Source organism: Paenibacillus sp. 2TAB23 (assembly GCF_052115165.1).
Classification (GTDB): domain Bacteria; phylum Bacillota; class Bacilli; order Paenibacillales; family Paenibacillaceae; genus Pristimantibacillus.
The window spans coordinates 22,328-41,624 of record NZ_JBFRGD010000003.1 but is presented as its reverse complement, the minus strand read 5'-3'; the positions used below and the strand labels follow the sequence as shown (position 1 = coordinate 41,624).

Here is a 19,297-nt window from a genome sequence, read left to right as displayed (position 1 = left end):
CTGGTCCCATTTGCCTTAGTTAATGCCTTGAGACTTTTTAAATAACAGGAGGGTTTGTAATGAGTATGTTGAAAGCGCTTACCAGTCGTCTCTTTATTGGTGTCGGTCTTATGATGCTGTTGTTTGTCTTGTCTGCACCATCCGCCAGCGCTGCAGTAACGGAGCCATACAAATGGAACAACGTCGCTATAGGCGGAGGAGGTTTCGTTACGGGGATGGCCATCCATCCGACGGAACCGGATCTCGTATATATCCGAACCGACGTTGGGGGGGCTCACCGCTGGGATCCGGTCAATCACAAGTGGATCCCGCTCATGGATTGGTTGACAGAGCCAGATGCTAACTTATACGGGATTGACAGCATCGCTCTTGATCCGTCGGACCCGGATGTGGTCTATGTGGCGGCCGGCACATTCGAATGGCCGAAGTGGGATATTCTTAAATCTACGGATAGGGGAGCTACCTGGACAAAAACCGGATTCTCTAAAAAGCAATTTGCCAATGGGCCGGGCAGGGATTTGGGAGAACGGCTCGCGGTCGATCCAAACGATGGGAATATTATTTTCATGGGATCACGCTATGACGGGCTGTGGAAAAGCACGACCGCTGCCAGCCCAAATTCATGGGAGCGGGTTGACGCCTTTCCAGCCATCGGCAATGCTCCATATGGATTAAACTTTGTCGTGTTTGATAAGAACACAGGAACTCCTGGGAATGCCACACAGTCCATCTATGTTGGCGTGAGGGGCAGCGGCGTGTACCAAAGCACGAACGGGGGGCAGACATGGGCTCTGATGAGCGGAAGTCCGCTGAACCCGAATCGGGCAGTTGTCGCTTCCGATGGTTCATTGTACGTGAGCTACAGTGGGAATGTTTCTTCAGGCACTCCTTCGGGCGTTTCCAAGTTTGCTGGTGGAGCATGGGTGAATATAACTCCGCCAAGTGTGGCCCTATACAATGGCATTGCTGTTCATCCGACCAACCCGAATATTGTGATGGCCGCTGTTCAGAATACGCCTACTGGTTGGATTTATCGTTCTACGGACGGGGGGGCAAATTGGGACAGGGTGATGACTGTTGCTCATCCGAACGTTCCTTGGTGGAATTCATTTGCCAACTTTACAGCAAGCCTGACGATCGATCCGGTTAACCCCAATCGGGTATGGTATACCGATTTCGTAGGCACATGGAAAACGGATGATATCACGGCGAGTCCATCACATTGGTACACATACGAACAGGGTCATGAGGAGCTAGTGACGTTCGCGCTGCGCAGCACACCAATCAGCGCTCCTCTGTTAAGCGGACATGCAGATATGGACGGCATGCGCCATACGTCATTGACCACTTTTCCGAGTGTCAATTTCTCAAACCCGGACTTAGGCGATACGACCTCGATCGATTTCCAAGAAAGTAACCCGAATTTCATAGCTCGGGTAGGCGGAACTCGCTGGTATGGAACGGGAGGAGGAGGATATTCCACCAACAACGGCGTAAACTGGACAGCATTCGTCAATCCACCGGGTAAGAATGGGCGTGTTGCAGTGTCTGCCGCGAGTGAGACAATCGTCTGGTTGCCGCAGGTTGGCGCGCCATTCTATTCAACTGATCGGGGACAAACCTGGAATCCCTCTACAGGCGCGCCAGCAAACTTAATCCACGACTTCTGGACCTGGTATCAGCCATTGGCATCTGACAGGGTAAACAACGACACATTTTACCTCCTAGATCGTTTGACGGGGAAGTTTCATCGCAGTACAGACGGCGGTGCCACGTGGGCTATTTCATCCACCATCTTGGGAACCGAGATCTCTTACTACAGCGTGAAGGCGGCTCCAGGTATGGCTGGCGAAGTGTGGGTCAATCTTGATTCAGGTGGGCTCATGCGTTCCAGCGATTCAGGAGACAGTTGGGAGAAGCTGCCCAACGTGCAGCGAGCCAAGCTGTTTGCGTTCGGGAAAAATCGGCTTGGATACAGTCATCCGACGGTCTTCGTCTATGGTACGGTGGATAATACTGCGGGGATCTTCCGTTCCGACGATTTCGGTGTCAATTGGGTAAAGATTGACGTACCTGACCCATCTGCAAGCAATTTAGCGAATACGATGGAAGGTGACCGTCAGGTATGGGGCCGTGTTTACATCGGAACTGGCGGCTCAGGCGTGTTCTATGGCGAAACCTTGATGAGTGAAGGGATTGATACTGAACCACCGACGGCGCCGACGAACTTATCATCTCCGTCGCAAACCGCCACTACCTTACTCTTATCATGGACAGCATCCATGGATAACACCGGAGTAGCGGGATATGAGGTTTACAGGGGCAGCACTTTAATTGGCAGCACCACTTCAAGTACGACGTTTACAGCTACGGGTCTATCGCCAAGCACAGCGTATACGTTTACCGTAAAAGCGAAAGACGGAGCGAACAACAAATCTGCGGCCAGCAATACGCTTAATATTATAACGGCGGCTCCTCTCTCGCCTCCGACTAATTTGTCATTGCAGTCGGCTGCGGGAACTAGCATTAGCTTGAGCTGGAGCCCGCCTGCCAATCTTACCAACGTTGCTGGATATAATATTTACAGCGGATCCAGGTTTATGGGAACGACAACAGCGGGAACGACATTTACCGTCACGGGACTTCTTCCAGGTACATCGTATACGTTTACCGTCAAATCGAGGGATACCGCAGGCAGTACGTCTGCGCTCAGCAGCGCGTTAGTGGCGACAACCCTATCGGGTCCGGGAACGCTTGCCTTCAGCGACAATTTCGAGGACGGCATCGCTGACGGATGGACCACACAGAATGGAACCTGGGCCGTTGCAGCAGCGGGCCACTCCAAGGTTTATAAACAATCGACCTGGCAGGCGGCTATGGCTTACAGCACAGTAGATGCCAGCACCTCTGACAATTACAGCGTGGAAGCGAGCATCAAAATGACATCGTCTGATTCCGATCCTGCTATTGGCATCGTGGCGAGGTACGTTGATCCGAGCAATCACTACTCTTTCCGTTACAGGGCAGGTAAAATACAGATTGTCAAATATGTAAACGGTACCTATTCTCTCTTGGCTGAAAAGAGTTTTGCCATGTCCATGAATGTTTCCTACACGTTCACAGCCTTATTAAATCATAAAACCCTTGATTTTTATGTTGATGGGGTTAAAGAATTAACGGTTCAGGACACGAGTCACACCGCGGGGAAAATGGGCTTATTTTCTTATAAAGTAAGAGGGGATTTCGACGAAGTAAAAGTCATTCATGATCGCGACTTCGCGTCTCCGATCATACCGAGTAATCTAACAGCGCTTGCGAAGAGTGAGAGGACAGTCGATTTGTCATGGAGCGCCTCATCGGATAATGTAGGCGTAGCCGAGTATGAAGTATACAACGGCACGACTTTGGCTGGAACAGTAGCATCAACAACCTATACCGTAACCGGTCTCACTGGAGGCACCACCTATACCTTCACCATTAAGGCCAAGGATGCGGCGGGGAACGTATCTCTAGCAAGTAATCCACTTCATGTCACGACAGACCCTTACTTGATTAAACCGAATAAAACACTAGCCACAGTCACCATTGACGGCATGTTAAATGAAGCTGTATGGACGATGACGAAGACGCTGAGCAAGACCACTTATGGCTCTCCAAATCATACTGCGGATTATGGCGTGTTATGGGATAACGAATATTTGTATGTTGGAGTGAAGGTGAACGACAGCCAGCTTCATAATGATTCTGCTGCTGTATATTTGGATGATTCAGTTGAAATTTACATCGACGCTAATCACAATAAAGGCACAACTTACGACAGCTATGATCGGCAGTTTATTAAGGGCTGGAATGACAGCACACTGTTTGAACAAAACGGTCTGTCCACAGGCGTAAATCATGCATGGGATGCAATTCCAGATGGGTACAGTGTGGAATTAGCGATTCCATGGAGCTCGCTTGGCATTGTTCCGACTGCGGGCATGTCCATTGGCTTCGATGTGGCGGTCAATAATGATGACAACGGCGGCGACCGTGACGGACAGCTGATGTGGGCCGGAACGGGCAGCAACGGGACAGACACCTCCATGTTCGGGGATTTGGAGTTATCATCTGTAACCATAGGGGATACACAAGCGCCAACGATTCCTACCAATCTGACAGTGCAATCACATACCGATCGGACAGCGACATTGTCTTGGACGGCATCGACAGATAATGTCGGCGTTAAGGAATACGAGATCTATAACGGTAACACGTTAGCTGGAACGGCAACATCAACAATCTATACGGTTACCGGGTTGATGCCAAGCACATCCTACACGTTTACGGTGAAGGCAAAGGATGTGGAAAACAATACTTCTGAGGCGAGTAACGCGGTTACCGTCACGATGGACGTATCTTACACACAACTCCAAGTTAAGAAGACATTAGATACCGTTACGGTTGACGGATCGTTGGACGAAGCAGTATGGGTCATGGAGAAGCAGGTAAACAAAACCGTAATCGGTACCCCAAATAATACTGCCGAGTTTGGTGTGCTGTGGGATAACGATTATTTATATGTGGGAGTCAAAGTAAATGACGATGACCTGTATAATAACTCCGTAAGTACGTTCTTAGACGATTCCGTCGAGATCTATGTAGACGGCAACAACAATAAGGGCACATTCTATGATAGCTATGATCGCCAGTATATCAAAGGCTGGAACGACAACGATTTATTCGAAGTGAGAGGTCTCAAGAATGGCGTACTGCATGCATGGGCTATGATCCCGGGAGGGTATAGCGTGGAGATGGCGATTCCATGGAGCTCGCTTGGTCTTACGCCATCTGCTGGCATGACAATCGGATTCGACGTGGCCAATAACGATGAAGTCGACGGATTTGACAGGAGCAGTCAGTTGTTATGKTCTGGAACGGTCGACAACTGGAGTAACACGTCTGCGTTCGGGGAGCTGCAGTTATCCTCCGAAACGACGACAGATCCAGCCACTAAGGTTCAGCTCAAAGACAGCAACGGAAACCCGCTGAGCGGCGGTATTGTCACATATTATGACGGAGGATGGAAAGACTTTGGCATAACTGATCATACGGGTACAGTAAGAAAAATTTTGGCGAACAAGAGCTACACCTTCTCCATGAGTTATGAAGGAACGAGCATACAGAAGGTGCAAAACACCGAAACAGATGCCGTTATTGTCTTTCAGACGGTTAATGTCAGTATGCAGCTAAAGGATAGTCAAGGAAATCCGTTAGACAGCGGTAATGTGAGCTATTATGCTGGAAGCTGGCGGACGATCGGAAACACAAGCGGAGGAGAAATCAGCAAGGAATTACTGCCGGGCTCGTATACGTTCAGTATGACTTATGAAGGAACAAGTACACAGAAGCTTCAAAATACCGGAGCAGATGCTATAGTTGTCTTCCAGACAATTAATGTCAGTATGCAGCTAAAGGATAGCCAAGGGAACCCGTTAGACAGCGGCAATGTGAGCTATTATGCTGGAAGCTGGCGGACGATCGGAGATACAAGCGGAGGAGAGATCAGCAAGGAATTGCTGACTGGCTCGTATACGTTCGGCATGTCTTATGGAGGAACGAGCATGCAGAAGCTGCAAAACATCGGAACAGATGCCGTAGTTGTCTTCCAGATGTGAGAAGGAAAAGAGCAGAATAGACATGAGAACTGTTATAATGATTGACTAAATAAAGAGGCTTTCTCAGCTTATCTTACAGATAAGTTAGGAGAGCCTCTGTTTTGTATAATGGATTACTAGCTTCGAATGAATTGAAATAAAAACTAATTTTGTGTTATCGACTTCAGAATTATGACCATTGTATTGCCCAGATCGGTCATATAAAATGTAGTTGTCACAGCATTTTCCAATCACAAAACAAAGGTTGGAGAGAATGGTGACCATTATGAGAATCGAGGGGCGATACACGATGAACTCCATACGGCGTTGGCTGCCCTCCAAAATAAAATATAAGCTTTTTTTCGCTATTTTGTTATTCGTATTCGTTCCCTTATTTATTTTCCAAATTCGCAATTATAGCCAAATTGAAGAAATCCTCCGTCAGAAAGTGAATTGGCAAACGGAACTACAAATTGAGCAAGTGAAGGAGAAATTCAACTTATTACATACGAATCTGTTAACGCATGCTTTAGAGATTGAGAATGATCCGCGATTTTATACTTGGCTCACTCAAGGCGACGGCAGCCTAGCAGATTTGGATACAAGAAGAATAGAAATAGAAAATGAATTGGCGCATATTAACAGCCGGAGTTCGCCGAACAGCGTTTTTGTATACTATTCGCTAGTCGACAAACAAGGTCAGGTCTTTACTTCGTACACGCCTCTTAAGCAGTTGCGGGCAAATGATGTATTAAGTAATCAGGGATTAACCCAGATGGCCGAGAGTGGGCAATCGCTTATTTGGTTAGAAGAAGAAATGGGGGATATTGGTGTTTCCTCACATAACGAGCGGCAGCTATCGCTATTGTCCGTATTGCAGCAAGGGAATGAAGAGCCCTTTGGTTATCTGCAGGTTAGCTTCGATTATGACAGTTGGTTGAAATCAATCATTCGGGATTTTCCCGTGTTCCAAAATTATTTCTTAATAGACGCAGATGGGCAGATTCTCTCTCGTACGCGCAACAGTGCGAGCTTGGCTGCTGAATGGATTGAACGGTTTCATAAACCTTCCAATAGCGCGCAGGAGTACTTCGATCGCAAATCCAATATGCTGTTGAACGTTCAATATTTATCCGTTATGGACTGGAAATTGGTCAGCCAGTTCCCGTTTGATTCATATATCGGAGATATTAGTGGGATGAAACAGCAGTATTTGAAAACGTATACAATTTTCATCGGGCTTTTTGTTCTCATTACATTTGTCATATTATCGAGCTTGACTCGACCGCTTCAGTTGCTTCAAAGGAAAATGGATAAAATTGTGAGCAGTAATTTTCGCGACCGATTAAATGTGAAGCGAATGGACGGGGAGGTACTGGCTTTGGCTCAAAGCTTCAATCGGATGACGGATGATATTTATGAGCTATTTACCAAGCTCAAATTGGAAGAGAAGCAAAAAGAAGCGATGCACTTTCAAATGCTGCTCTCTCAAATGAATCCTCACTTTTTACTTAACACACTAAATATGGTGAAATGGCAAGCCGTCTTAAGTAAGCAGGATGATATTGCTGAAATCTGTCTGAGTCTGGGCAAGCTTCTGGAAACGAGCCTGAATACGAATGTTGATCTGATATTTGCTAAAGATGAGCTTGAGCTCGTTCGTGCTTATGTCTATATCACTCAAAAAAGATGGCAATATCCATTTGAAGTTATCTATCTCGTAGATCCCTCGCTAGATTATGTGCTTGTCCCCAAGCTGAGTCTTCAGCTGCTTGTAGAGAATTCCATTCATCATGGCTTCTCAAAGCTGAAGGATAAAGGTCGAATTGTTATACGAATGACGGAATTAGGGCAGAAGCTTGTCATAGAAGTTGAGGATAATGGCATCGGTCTGAAGCAAGCGGAACAGATGAGTATTCTCCGCAATCGTAAGCGAAATGGGATCGGATTGACTAATTTGCGTGAACGTCTGCGGCTCTTATACAAAGGGGAAGCATCCTTCACCCTTGAAGAGCTGCCCCAGGGAACGTTAGCCCGTGCGACTATTCCGCTACTTGTCTCGAATCCGTTCTTGGAAGGGGAGAATCAACTTGTGGAAAGTAATTCTGGTTGAAGATGAGGTTTTTGTGAGGGATGCGATCAAACAGCTGATCTCTTGGCATTCATTAGGTTTCACTCTGGTAGGCGAAGCAGGAGACGGCTTAGAGGCTCTTGAGCTAATAGAGCTGCATAAACCAGATCTTGTCATATCGGATATAATCATGCCTGAGTTGGATGGGGTGATGCTTCTACAAACAGTACGTCAACAGGGTCTCGAAACCAGGTTTATTATGCTGACGTGCATGAGTGACTTTGAATATGCGCGGAAAGCTTTGGAATATGGTGCGTCTGGATATATTTTGAAGCTGTCAATGGATATTCGTACCCTTGAAGAATCGCTCAACAAGGTGAAGCAGGAGCTGGAGAAATCAGCAGTGCAGTCCCGGGACAAGCTGTTTCTGAACATGCCTGCAATTATTGATCGAATTTGGAGAGTGATAAGTGCAGTACCAGCAGCTCAGAACCGTATGGAATTAGATGTAATTGATGCAGATCTGAGTAACAAAGGAATTCAAATAAGCGCGATATGCTCCGTGCTGCATGGGTCAGACCACCTGCCTTCTGTATTTATAAATTGGATAGAGAGCTCAGGAGAGGCTCAAATCTATACGGATATCGGTATTTCAACGATCATTACTTGGTCGCGAAATTCGATGCCAATCGATCTGTTGGAACAGGATTTTTCTAATCGTTATGCCTATAGGAATGCCAGCAGTCTGAAGCAAATTCCAGCGTTATGGTCATCCCTCCTTACGGAGCTTAGCGACTATTGGTATGGCGATCAGGCTTTGGCTCATAGCGGCGAAGAAAGGAATGAGAATGGGGAGATTCTATGGGAAACAGAACGGCGGCTGATCACAGCTATGGAACAGGATGTTCCTGAAGAAACGAATAAAGAAATTCGAATGGTATGGGATGAGATGAAGCGGCGCCGGCTTCCCGTGCATAGAGTTAAGCGAATGGCTGCTCATATTGTAAGTCAATATTGCCGTGTAACGACTACGACCTTAAATCCGAATCCGATGATAGAATCGCATATTGAATCAGCCATCTCGCATGAACAGCTATTATCCGATTTGTTAAACGAGATTGTGCAGGATATGAAAGGTAGGAGCTACAAGTCTATTCCTGTAACGGACCATCCGGAAATTAATAAGATCTTGTCCTATATACATGAACATTACGCTGAAAACCAGAACGGCCTGAAAGTTATGGCAGATTATGTGAATATGGATGAAAACTATTTATGCGGTTTATTTCGAAAGAAAACGGGAGAAACACTTATTCAATACCTTCAGCATGTTCGGATCAAGCAAGCGATTCGCTACTTGGAATCGACTAATCTAACTGTTAATGAGATTAGTCAGTTGGTAGGTTTTGGGAATGATCATTATTTTATCAAAGTGTTCAAAAAGCTGTTGCTTATGACACCAAATGAATATCGTAAATCAAAAGTTTTCCGATAGTTATAGCATTGGTCATGCTCCTAATACGGAATACACGGTTTAAATATATGCTTGTTTACTAGGAGGTTATTGGATGAAATCAAGAATTGCTTATTTAGTAGAGCCCAATCAATTTGAGATTAGAGAGACAGAGACTGTTTATGGTGATGATGAACTGCTCGTAAAGGTGGAGGCTTGTGGATTATGCACATGGGAATTAAATCACTTTCATGGCAGGATTGGCAAGACACCAATGAGCCTGGGGCATGAATGGGTTGGGACCGTTGTGGAAATGGGAACAAATACGAGTGGCTTTATGATTGGTGATGTCGTCACAGGACTCCCGAATCAATTAACTGGTTTTTCGGACTATATTGCCGTTAAAGGAGCTGCCTCCTTTAAAGTAGGACCACATATAAACCCTGTCCATGCGCTCGGAGAACCATTGAAATGTGTGATTACTGTCTTACGTGGTGCTGCACCGGAAGCGGGTGATTTTGGAATTATAATGGGTGCGGGACCGATGGGCTTATGGGCTATTCAAGCTTTGTCTGGTAAATTACTAGCTGGTTTAATAGCCGTAGATATTGATGACGAGAAGCTCGCGCTTGCCAAACGTTACGGGGCTACACATACCATTAATGCGAAGCGTGAGCAAGTGCCGGAACGGATTAATGAAATTACAAATGGTCATTTAGCGGACTTTGTCATTGAAGGAACTGGCAGCGTATCCGTTATTAACGATTGCATCCAGTTGTTAAAGTATGGGCGAGGACGCTTGGTATTAATGAGTGCTTATAAGTCTGCTGGGAGTATTGATATGGAGACAGTTATTAATAAATCCATTGAGATTCGAGCTACCCACCCTGGATATTCTTTGAATGAGGTGGACGATCAACGACGTGCTGTCTCATTGCTTAATAATGGTGTATTTCAAATGGATCAAATTATAAGCCATGTGTTCGAGCTGGCTGACATTCAAAAAGCCTTCGAAAGTCTTGAAAAACGACCACCTGGATATTTAAAAGGAATTGTTGTTCCGAATAAATACGGGAGATCATATTCTGGATTTCACGGTTAGGAGCAAATAATGGAGTCTTCGTAATGCTTGAGGGTAACTAGATGCATTTTGTAAAATGGTTCTAACTAGGGCCCATGCTATTATGATGGGCTTTTATAAACCAGAAACGATTAGATTAATGATCATTCTAAAGAAATATACGAGGCTTTAAACGATAGCTGTAAGCGCATTGGAAAACAACATAATGCAAGAGAGGCGGCAATGTTAATGGACAAAATTAACATAGGTATGGTTGGGTACAAGTTTATGGGTAAAGCACACAGCAACGCATATCGAGCACTCCCGATGTTCTTTCCGAAGTCGGCGGTGAAACCGGTATTGAAGGTGATCTGTGGACGCGATCCGAGAGGAGTCGAGCAAGCTCGTGAGCAGTTTGGATGGGAGAGCTCCGAGACGGATTGGAGACAGCTCGTTCAGCGTGATGATATCGATCTCATCGATATTAACGCGCCAAGCGATGCACATAAGGAGATTGCGCTTGCGGCTGCAGCGGCAGGAAAGCACTTGTTCTGCGAGAAGCCGCTGGCCATAACGCTGGAGGACGCGCGCGAGATGCTCGAAGCTGCGGAGAAGGCGGGCGTTAAGCATATGGTCGGCTTCAATTATCGATTCTCACCAGCGGTTCAGCTTACAAAGAAGCTTATTGAAGAAGGCAGAATTGGTCAAATCTATCACTTCCGCGCCAATTTCCTGCAGGACTGGATTATCGATCCGAGCTTTCCGCTGGTATGGCGACTACAGAAGGATATTGCGGGTTCAGGCGCGCATGGCGATCTGGGAGCACACTTAATCGACATGGCTCGGTTTCTCGTCGGTGAGTTCAAAGAAGTGATCGGCATGAGCGAGACGTTCATCAAGGAACGTCCGCTGGCATCGGCAGGGACGGGCCTCAGCGCCAAAGGCGGTGTGGAAGAAACGCGCGGTGAAGTCACGGTTGATGACACGACGCTGTTCATATCCCGTTTCATGAATGGTGCGCTCGGAAGTTTTGAAGCATCGCGCCTCGCTGCTGGTCATCGCTGTACGAATGGCTTCGAAATTAATGGAAGCAAGGGCAGCATCAAGTTCGATTTCGAACGTATGAACGAGCTGCAGGTGTATTTCACGGAGGATGCAGAGGATGTTCAGGGCTTCCGCCGCGTACTGGCAACCGATCCAGCGCATGCCTATATGGATGCTTGGTGGCCGGCAGGACATTCGATCGGCTTCGAGCATACGTTCACACATGAGTTGCTTGAATTCATGCAGGCAATCGCTGAGGACCGTCAGCCAGTTCCAAATTTCCATGACGGCGTGAAATGCCAAGAGGTGCTCGAGGCGGTAGATCTGTCGATTGCAGAGCGTCGTTGGGTATCGATTGACGAGCTGTTATTAACACTCTAGAAAGGAATGTGAAAAAGATGAAAAATGGAACATGCTGGGTAGATGAGGAAGGGAATTTCATTCAGGCGCATGGCGGGGTTATCATTCAGGTTGAAGATACTTATTATTGGTATGGAGAAAACAAAGATGCAGAAACGCAGGGCAATCGTGTTCCCTTCCTAGGCTTTTCCTGTTACTCCTCCAAAGATATGCGAAGCTGGCATAATCAAGGCGTCGTATTGCGAGCTGTGGAAGATGACCACGAGCATGAGCTGAGCACGAATAAGGTAGGGGAACGGCCCAAAGTGGTTTATAACCAAAAAACTAAAAAATTCGTCATGTGGTTTCATTTGGATGACGCATCATACCATTATGCTCGAATCGGAGTAGCGGTCGCGGACGCTCCGGCAGGGCCGTTCGAATATCAAGGCAGTTTACAGCCGAGCAGCAAACACAAGGATAGCAGGGATATGACCTTGTATCAAGATGAAGACAATAACGTCTATCTAATCTGCAGCACGGATTGGAATGCTACCACGCTGATTTGCCAATTGAACGATGACTATACAGGGTTGACTGGCGAATCCAAACTCGCGTTTATTGAGCAGTTCCGTGAAGCGCCGGTTGTAATCAAGGAAAACGGAGTTTATTACATGTTTGGTTCCGGCTRCACAGGGTGGAATCCGAATGCGATGTTATATGGCTCCGCCAAGGAAGTGATGGGATCGTGGCTGCTCATAGACAACCCATGCAAGGGGCCGGATTATCGCAAGACCTTCCATGGTCAGACGTCGAACGCCTTCAAGTTAAACGAGCAATGGTATATTATGCTGGATCATTGGGACAAGGACGATTTGAGAATGTCGGGGTACAGCTTCCTTCCGATCCGATTTATCGGTAACGAGGTTGAAATCCCTTGGAAAGACGAGTTCTTGGGGGTATAACAAGTCTCATATTTTTAAAACAAGCTGATCTTTGGGTAACATGAGGCCAGCTTTTTTTGCTTTTAAGGGATTGTGTTGAGATATAATGTTAATACAAACCTTGCGGATGTATACAGTGAATATTTATTATTTTAATAGCCTCTCGGAATTAGAAATCCGGAAAAGGGGGGTCAAGTGGAGAACTTGAGGTACTGAGCTGGAAAAACTGGATAATGAAAACCATTTTCATTAATGAGCAGACTCCACCAATTTTCATTCTTGTATTTTTAAAAAGTATTAGCTGACAGCTGGATAAAATAAGTTCTTATCAAGATCCCAGTGTTCTTTCTGGTCCAGATACCAAGCATCGAGATGCTGACAGGTCATGATGCCATAAAGGCGCATGTACCACATCATGGTCGAGCGATGTCTGCCGGATTCGAGCTTGTAATCAATCTTCTCGCGCTTGTTGGAACGTTCAATGGAAGTGCGACTCTTGTAAATGTTCTTCCATGTATCCGAACCGCACACCGTGTTTGTGAAAAGACGGAGATTGCCATGAGCATGGGTGTGGTACGTTCTCCCGTATTTGGCGTTGGAACAACCGCAGGACGGGGAACATCTCCACTTCCTACGGCCTTTGGATTTCTCAAATCCGTTGGGTTTCATCTTATTCCCATTCGGGCAAATGGGAATGCCTTCTGGCGAAATGACAATGTCGCCGCTGGTCTCCATATTTTTCTGGGAGCGCTTATTTAGATCAATAAAGGGTTCGATGTGCTGGTGATGAAGCAGCCTGTAGATGGCTTCAGCATCATGGGCGGCATCGAGAAGTATTTTATCGACCGCGCCCAAGGTGAATCGTTGCTTAAATTCGACCAAATGCAGCTGTTACTCTCAGTATGGTGAAAGGAGCAGGATTATTTGAATCATCATTTATGGCTAGTTCTGGTATAAAAGTTGGAGGGATAGCAAAGGTCACTGTAAAAGGAAAACACATTACACTTAAAGATATTGCAATCTATGCTGATGGAGCTAATGATTCTAAAAATCTTGTTGGAGCAAAAGATATTGTTCAATGGCGAAATGCGATAATAGAACAATTAAAAAACAAGGTTATGAATCACTTACTATTCAAGGTATGCGAGTGCAAAATTCTACATCTATTAATCCAGGAATGACAATTAATCGGACATTTGATTTAACAAGGTAGAGGAGTGAAATATATTTGGATTAAAAACATTGAATTTACTAAAGAAGAAATTGAAGAAATCGAAATTGCAAAAGATTTATGCGAAGGGATGGAGGTTGATGGTAACAAAGTGGTATGTTTCGATATTCTTTCACAGATTTTTAGAGTTGAACCAATGACAAATGATAAAACAGAAGAATATTTGAAGGCATATTCGCAGCTTATTCAATATAACAAGTTTTGGTCTCATGCCGAATGGTTTGATAATGTGCATATCGAGAGTGTGACTGTAAAGCTGAAAAAGTTATTAAAACAAATGAAAGAATGATTACAAAATACTTTGAATTGGATCGGCTATAGTAAGTTGAACAGATAAATTGGGGCTAGTTATGAAAATATACTTTTAAAAACTCAGGTTCAGGACAAGACTCTCCACTCCTATCTATACTTTTGGACTCTTTTTGAGTGCAAGCCACCTTTCTAGGTGGCTATTTTTTTGCACATTATTGATAAGGTCGAGTCCGTAAAAAAGTTTGTGTAAACTCCAAAACCTGACCTTGCCTTAATTAAGTAGACAGCAAGAAAGCCTCATTACAAACGGTTAGTCTAATTATTAAACCGCCTCAAAAAGCTGTAATGGCGTGACGTAACCGTTGGAGGAATGCGTTCTCCGTCGGTTGTAAAACAGCTCAATATATTCAAATACAGCCTTCTTGGCCTCAGCCCTAGTCTTAAATTTTCGATCATTTAGCCATTCCATTTTAAGCTTCCCCCAGAAAGATTCCATTGGTGCATTGTCGTAGCAATTACCTTTTCGACTCATGCTGCAGACAAAATCGTGTTTCTTCAGGAGACGTTGGTATTTCTTACTCGCATATTGAACACCACGATCAGAATGGACGATCAATCCTTTTACTGCACCTACACGGCCTATGGCTTGTTTTAATGCAGAAGATACGAGTTCAGTCTTCATCCGGCTGTCCATTGCCCACCCTACGATGGCGCGGCCATGGAGATCCATAACTCCCGCGAGATAGAGCCAACCTTCGTCAGTTGGAATATACGTAATATCTGTCAGCCATTTCTCACGTGGTTTCGTTGTTTCAAAATTTTGACCTTGCCTTAATTATATAGACAGTAAGAAAACCTCATTATAACTTTTAGTCTAGATATTAAACCGCCTCAAAACGCTGTAATGGCGGGATGTACCCGTTGGAGGAATGTGTTCTCCGTCGGTTGTAAAACAGCTCAATATACTCGAATACAGCCTTTATAGCTCCAGCTCTAGTCTTAAATTTATAATCATTAAGCCATTCCATTTTAAGCTTCCCCCAAAAGGATTCCATTGGGGCGCTATCGTAACAATTACCTTTGCGACTCATGCTGTGTTTTTCCAGGAGACGTTGGTACTTCTGGCATATTGAACACCACGATCAGAATGTACGATTAATCCTTTTACTGCACCTACGCGGCCTATGGCTTGTTTTCATGCAGAAGAAATGAGCTTCGTTTTCATGCGCCTGTCCATTGCCCATCCTACGATGATGCTGCCATGCAGATCCATAACTCCCGCGAGGTAGAGACAGCCTTCATCGGTTGGAATATACGTAATATCAGTCAACCATTTCTCACATGGTTTCAGGGTTACAAAGTTTTGATTTAAAAGATTATCGGAAACAAGCAGATTGTATTTGACATTCGTTGTTGCTTTGTATTTCTTGACCACTTTAGACCGTATTCCATTTGCTTCAATGGGGCGGTTTATAAATGAGGATACGTATGAAGGGGAAACCTCTAATCCGTTGAGTATGAATCTGTATACTTACGTCGGGAATAATCCTTTGATTTATATCGATCCTTCTGGTCACGCGAGTGAAGGTCATGTTGTTGGTACACTTGTAAATTTAGCAAGACAAGACGGCACAAACGCAGCATATTTCTGGACTCATGGTTTCATTACACCTTAATATCAGAGCTCCAAGAAGTTTATCGACTGCTACAAACGTAACAAAGGTTGCAAGAAATGCACAAGTAGGTGTCCTTGGTGAGCTTAAGCTCGCAGATATGGTGGGAGGAAAACCAAATCAATACTTTAATACCAGTCTAGGCGCAAGATATGTAGATCAGCTATCTAACGGTATTGCTTATGAATCAAAAATGGGTTACGTTAAATATTCAAGTAGAGTCATGACACAGATTAAAAAAGACGCTGAGTTAATGGAAAGTCTAGATATAAATGGAGCTACTTGGGTGTTTTTTAGAAGCCCTAGTACAGGTCTTATAGGTGCAGATCAAAGAGTGTTGGATGCCTTAACAAGTTATGGCATAAATATTATGTTTAAATAATGGAGGGCTAATGAGTGTACTTTAATTATGAAGCTCCATTCGAGCATATTCCTTTTGAGACTATGAGTAAAAGAGAAGCGGATAACTTTTTTCAGTGGTTCTTAGGAATTCAACAGAATAGAATACAAATTTTAATTGACCAATTTGAAGAAGGAAGAGATGGAAGAACAATTAAAAAATTGGATTTTACACCAGAAAGTTTAAATGAGTTATGGAATTGGTTTATACCGCGTATAAAACAAGTGAAAAAGACAATTGAGGAGCTAGCAGAAGAACAAGAACATTTACCTCATTGGCTCAAAATAGATATAAATGTAAATGAGTATAAATTCTGTAAGGAAACAGAAACAACAATCATGGACATAGGGCTTTACTTCAGTAAAGTTTTTCTCCAAATGTTTGTTCAACTCCAATGGGGGATAGTTTATAAACCCCGGAGCTTTGTAGATGTAAATAGACCGGTAATAGTTGGATTTAATAAAAATATGACCCTCAATCCAATAAGAATTATTAATAATTATGCTTCTGCAGAAGTTAACGGAACATCAAAAAATAATCTTTTTGATTTATTTAATATCTGGAGAAAATATGTAGAATAAGACCATTAACCACATGCGAGATTGAAAACTCCATGTGGTTTCTTTTTAATTAAAAATTTTCATTCAATCGCTATTGAAGTATGATGAAATATCTATGTGCATTTTTTTTATAAAAATCAAAAATAGGTTAAAATAATTTTTGATAATATTAACGTATATGGATCGTCTACACTTAGTTGGACAGAAAAAATAAGGGTTTGTAGAATAAACCTATCATCATGAAGGAGCGGAACTGGATTGGCTACAGTAAGTTGAACAGATAAATAGAGGGCGAATATGAAAATATGCTTTCAAAACCTACAGGTTCAGGACAGGATTCTCCACTCCTATCTATACTTTTGCACTCTTATTTAGTGCAGGCCACCCTTAGGGCAATGTCATTAAGTTAATCTTAGAGACAAGATCGTGAATAGAAAATGAATCTGAAACGGCATGGGAAAAAGCCCTGTGCCGTTTGTTTTTTGTTGCAGACTGAAAAATGGGTAAAGCAAACAAACGGATGGACGATCCGCTTAAAAAAATGTTCATTTGAATCGAATTATATTGGTGAAGAAGTCATCGAAGCAACGGCAGAGCATCCATTTTGGCTTGATGGCAAGGGATGGACCGAAGTTAAAGCCCTGAAAGTTGGCGACTTGCTTGTTTCGAGTGACAGTACTAAACTGGAAATAGATAGGATTGTGAAAGAGCAGCGTGAAGCAAAGGTTTATAACTTCCAAGTTAAGGACTTTCATTCATACTTTGTTTCTAACCTTGGCATATGGGTTTATAACTGTTTAACTTGGACAGGTAAGGGATTTAATCAACTAGCCAAAAATAATTCTGCAAATGACCTGATTAAGAATCTTGAAGATGCAGGATGGACTAAAACAATAGAAGCAGGCGGTAAAAAGAGTAGGGATGCAACAATATTTGTCGACTCGAAAACTGGTACTAAGGTTCGCATACTGCTAAACCGGGAGAAGGCACACCGTACTTTAGGGTTCAAAACAAAGGTGGGGGCTATCTTAATGACGGTGGTATTTTCCCTAGTAATGCAAGTAAACAAGAATTAAGAGACACAACCCACTTTTATTTTGGAAATTAGGTGAGAATATGCTGTTGGCAACAAATATCAACGATGTGTTAGAGAATTTTGATTTTACTGATAGTATCGTAACAGAGATTAAATGGGAAAATCAGCTACTCGATTTGGCTTTAGTTGTGGACTACTATTGGGATTTACAAGAAGGACGTTCCGAGACAAGACTGCTAAAGTTAACTTTTAAAAATTGCGCAAAAGCTGATTTTCAATTTAAAAGGGACTTGCTACCATTACCAAATGAGTTAGTAAATCCGGAAAGTTGCTACACTATTGTTCTATTTAAGGCCAATAGAACGAGCCAATTAATAGAGCAGTACGGAATTGATAGGCTAAAGCACATTGAATTATTTACACTTGATTACTCTACAGCATGGTTGTCTGTTCTCTGTGACGAGGTTATTCTAGAACAAATCGATAGTTAATGGAAATACCTTGAGGGATAACTCCTTCAAGGTGTTTTTTTTGACCATATGACTCACCCAGTGACGAATGAATTGGGCGGCTAAACTGAAACTAACTAAATCCTTATCAATCCCGTATGAATTCTGCTAATTTGGTTGTACGCACGTAATAAGTGGCCTTGCCCCGAATAGATGGAAGGGGAACGCCATGTTAGAATTCGGCAATATGAAGGCGCACGGGAATAAAGGGGGGATTATTGTCGCTCCATATAATTCCATTACTGCACGCATTCTCCACGCCGCCTTTGGAGGGTTTCACTCCCATCTCTTAATATAGCCTATACACGTCCTATTAAGGTGGTGGTCGGCATTTTTTTGTATAATAACATTGACTTATTGTATGGTTTATTATACATTGTGTATATAATAATTTACTTTACGAGGTGGTATCGAATATGACATATCAAGAAAAGAAGAGCATTATATCGTTAATCAGCTCCCTACTCATTTTTGCAGCTTATTGCTTGTACAGGTACCCGCAGCATCCTGAAGGGGTACTGGATTCAAAGGAAATGCTTTATTACTGGGGGTCCTTCGTCCTCGGCTTGACGTTGATTTCCATAGCAGCGCATATCGTGATCAGCATTATTTTTAACATCGTCTTCCGAATTACGACAGGTGAAAAGGAACCTGCATTCGCGGATGAACTGGATAAGCGCATTGATTTGTTGGCCTTCCGGAATTCATTTGCTGTATTTATCGTTGGTTTTCTTCTGGCTATGGGCTCCTTGGTTATACACCAGCCCTTGAAGATGATGTTTATCGTCTTAATCGTCTCTGGATTTCTTTCAGACGTGACGGGTTCTTTATCGAGACTGTATCACTACAGGAGAGGGGTCTAAGATGGGTAAAGCACTTGTTGGCAATCATATCAGAAAATTACGATTCAACCATAATGAAATGACCCAGCAGCAGCTGGCCGACAAGGTGGGTGTAACGAGACAAACGATCGTAGCTCTTGAAAAGGGAAACTACTCCCCGTCTCTGGAGCTGGCATTTCGTATTGCTCACGCGTTTAACTTAACGTTGGAAGAGATATTTTTTTATGGAGAAAATCCGGAGGGGTGA

Annotated in this window: 17 protein-coding genes and 2 pseudogenes; 15 read left to right on the top strand and 4 right to left on the bottom strand. The window is 43.9% G+C overall.

Going from position 1 to position 19,297, the window contains the following annotated elements; genetic code table 11:
* Positions 1-59 precede the first annotated feature (59 nt).
* From AB4Z29_RS05260 to AB4Z29_RS05235, 6 genes are all read left to right on the top strand, one after another.
* Positions 60-5,657 (top strand): sugar-binding protein, encoded by a 5,598-nt coding sequence (locus tag AB4Z29_RS05260; RefSeq protein ID WP_441942050.1) that lies wholly within the window; start codon positions 60-62, stop codon positions 5,655-5,657.
* A 289-nt stretch (positions 5,658-5,946) separates the two neighbouring features.
* Entirely contained in the window at positions 5,947-7,749 is a 1,803-nt protein-coding gene (locus AB4Z29_RS05255; protein WP_441942049.1) for a sensor histidine kinase, read from the top strand.
* Positions 7,727-9,202, top strand: coding sequence for a response regulator transcription factor (locus AB4Z29_RS05250; protein ID WP_441942048.1), 1,476 nt, complete (start codon positions 7,727-7,729; stop codon positions 9,200-9,202). Before AB4Z29_RS05255 ends, AB4Z29_RS05250 begins: the two co-directional genes overlap by 23 nt.
* Positions 9,203-9,275: 73 nt before the next feature.
* Positions 9,276-10,262 carry a zinc-dependent alcohol dehydrogenase gene (locus AB4Z29_RS05245; protein ID WP_441942047.1) on the top strand — a complete coding sequence of 329 codons (987 nt, stop codon included), beginning with the start codon at positions 9,276-9,278 and terminating at the stop codon, positions 10,260-10,262.
* A 207-nt stretch (positions 10,263-10,469) separates the two neighbouring features.
* Positions 10,470-11,645 (top strand): Gfo/Idh/MocA family protein, encoded by a 1,176-nt coding sequence (locus AB4Z29_RS05240; RefSeq protein ID WP_441942046.1) that lies wholly within the window; start codon positions 10,470-10,472, stop codon positions 11,643-11,645.
* Positions 11,646-11,662: 17 nt separating this feature from the next.
* On the top strand, positions 11,663-12,568 hold the full coding sequence (locus tag AB4Z29_RS05235) for a glycoside hydrolase family 43 protein (RefSeq protein WP_441942045.1): 906 nt from the start codon (positions 11,663-11,665) through the stop codon (positions 12,566-12,568).
* Positions 12,569-12,844: 276 nt separating this feature from the next.
* On the opposite strand, the gene AB4Z29_RS05230 is transcribed toward AB4Z29_RS05235, so the two are convergent.
* Positions 12,845-13,429, bottom strand: a complete 585-nt coding sequence (locus AB4Z29_RS05230; protein WP_441942044.1) for a hypothetical protein — start codon at positions 13,427-13,429, stop codon at positions 12,845-12,847.
* 20 nt (positions 13,430-13,449) lie between these two features.
* On the opposite strand from AB4Z29_RS05230, the gene AB4Z29_RS05225 reads away from it, so the two are divergent.
* Positions 13,450-13,728 (top strand): hypothetical protein, encoded by a 279-nt coding sequence (locus AB4Z29_RS05225; protein ID WP_441942043.1) that lies wholly within the window; start codon positions 13,450-13,452, stop codon positions 13,726-13,728.
* A 36-nt stretch (positions 13,729-13,764) separates the two neighbouring features.
* Positions 13,765-14,067 carry a hypothetical protein gene (locus AB4Z29_RS05220; protein WP_441942042.1) on the top strand — a complete coding sequence of 101 codons (303 nt, stop codon included), beginning with the start codon at positions 13,765-13,767 and terminating at the stop codon, positions 14,065-14,067.
* 285 nt (positions 14,068-14,352) lie between these two features.
* Here the strand turns inward: AB4Z29_RS05220 and AB4Z29_RS05215 are convergent.
* The 3 genes and pseudogenes from AB4Z29_RS05215 to AB4Z29_RS05205 all read right to left on the bottom strand — a co-directional run.
* Positions 14,353-14,853: pseudogene (locus AB4Z29_RS05215) on the bottom strand (IS3 family transposase); the annotation flags it as partial.
* A 58-nt stretch (positions 14,854-14,911) separates the two neighbouring features.
* Positions 14,912-15,121 carry an IS3 family transposase gene (locus AB4Z29_RS05210; RefSeq protein ID WP_441942041.1) on the bottom strand — a complete coding sequence of 70 codons (210 nt, stop codon included), beginning with the start codon at positions 15,119-15,121 and terminating at the stop codon, positions 14,912-14,914.
* Between the two features lie 104 nt (positions 15,122-15,225).
* The gene (locus tag AB4Z29_RS05205; RefSeq protein WP_441942425.1) at positions 15,226-15,465 is read right to left on the bottom strand and encodes a hypothetical protein; all 240 of its coding nucleotides are present in this window, start codon (positions 15,463-15,465) and stop codon (positions 15,226-15,228) included.
* A 22-nt stretch (positions 15,466-15,487) separates the two neighbouring features.
* On the opposite strand from AB4Z29_RS05205, the pseudogene AB4Z29_RS05200 reads away from it, so the two are divergent.
* From AB4Z29_RS05200 to AB4Z29_RS05170, 7 genes and pseudogenes are all read left to right on the top strand, one after another.
* Positions 15,488-15,607: pseudogene (locus AB4Z29_RS05200) on the top strand (RHS repeat-associated core domain-containing protein); the annotation flags it as partial.
* A 79-nt stretch (positions 15,608-15,686) separates the two neighbouring features.
* Positions 15,687-16,085 (top strand): hypothetical protein, encoded by a 399-nt coding sequence (locus AB4Z29_RS05195; RefSeq protein WP_441942040.1) that lies wholly within the window; start codon positions 15,687-15,689, stop codon positions 16,083-16,085.
* 14 nt (positions 16,086-16,099) lie between these two features.
* A complete protein-coding gene (locus AB4Z29_RS05190) occupies positions 16,100-16,684 on the top strand; it encodes a hypothetical protein (protein ID WP_441942039.1) in 585 nt (194 codons plus the stop codon).
* 416 nt (positions 16,685-17,100) lie between these two features.
* A complete protein-coding gene (locus AB4Z29_RS05185) occupies positions 17,101-17,739 on the top strand; it encodes a polymorphic toxin-type HINT domain-containing protein (RefSeq protein WP_441942038.1) in 639 nt (212 codons plus the stop codon).
* A gap of 46 nt (positions 17,740-17,785) precedes the next feature.
* Complete coding sequence (locus tag AB4Z29_RS05180) at positions 17,786-18,190, top strand: hypothetical protein (protein WP_441942037.1); 405 nt, start codon at positions 17,786-17,788, stop codon at positions 18,188-18,190.
* Positions 18,191-18,624: 434 nt separating this feature from the next.
* Positions 18,625-19,071 carry a hypothetical protein gene (locus AB4Z29_RS05175; RefSeq protein WP_441942036.1) on the top strand — a complete coding sequence of 149 codons (447 nt, stop codon included), beginning with the start codon at positions 18,625-18,627 and terminating at the stop codon, positions 19,069-19,071.
* A 1-nt stretch (position 19,072) separates the two neighbouring features.
* On the top strand, positions 19,073-19,297 hold the full coding sequence (locus tag AB4Z29_RS05170; protein WP_441942035.1) for a helix-turn-helix transcriptional regulator: 225 nt from the start codon (positions 19,073-19,075) through the stop codon (positions 19,295-19,297).

Coding starts and splice junctions, on each gene's coding strand:
- AB4Z29_RS05225 (WP_441942043.1), top strand. CDS start 13,450: ATGGTGAAAGGAGCAGGATTATTTGAATCATCATTTATGGCTAGTTCT.
- AB4Z29_RS05255 (WP_441942049.1), top strand. CDS start 5,947: ATGAACTCCATACGGCGTTGGCTGCCCTCCAAAATAAAATATAAGCTT.
- AB4Z29_RS05195 (WP_441942040.1), top strand. CDS start 15,687: ATGGTTTCATTACACCTTAATATCAGAGCTCCAAGAAGTTTATCGACT.
- AB4Z29_RS05170 (WP_441942035.1), top strand. CDS start 19,073: ATGGGTAAAGCACTTGTTGGCAATCATATCAGAAAATTACGATTCAAC.
- AB4Z29_RS05185 (WP_441942038.1), top strand. CDS start 17,101: ATGAATCTGAAACGGCATGGGAAAAAGCCCTGTGCCGTTTGTTTTTTG.
- AB4Z29_RS05175 (WP_441942036.1), top strand. CDS start 18,625: ATGACATATCAAGAAAAGAAGAGCATTATATCGTTAATCAGCTCCCTA.
- AB4Z29_RS05210 (WP_441942041.1), bottom strand. CDS start 15,121: ATGAGTCGCAAAGGTAATTGTTACGATAGCGCCCCAATGGAATCCTTT.
- AB4Z29_RS05240 (WP_441942046.1), top strand. CDS start 10,470: ATGGACAAAATTAACATAGGTATGGTTGGGTACAAGTTTATGGGTAAA.
- AB4Z29_RS05245 (WP_441942047.1), top strand. CDS start 9,276: ATGAAATCAAGAATTGCTTATTTAGTAGAGCCCAATCAATTTGAGATT.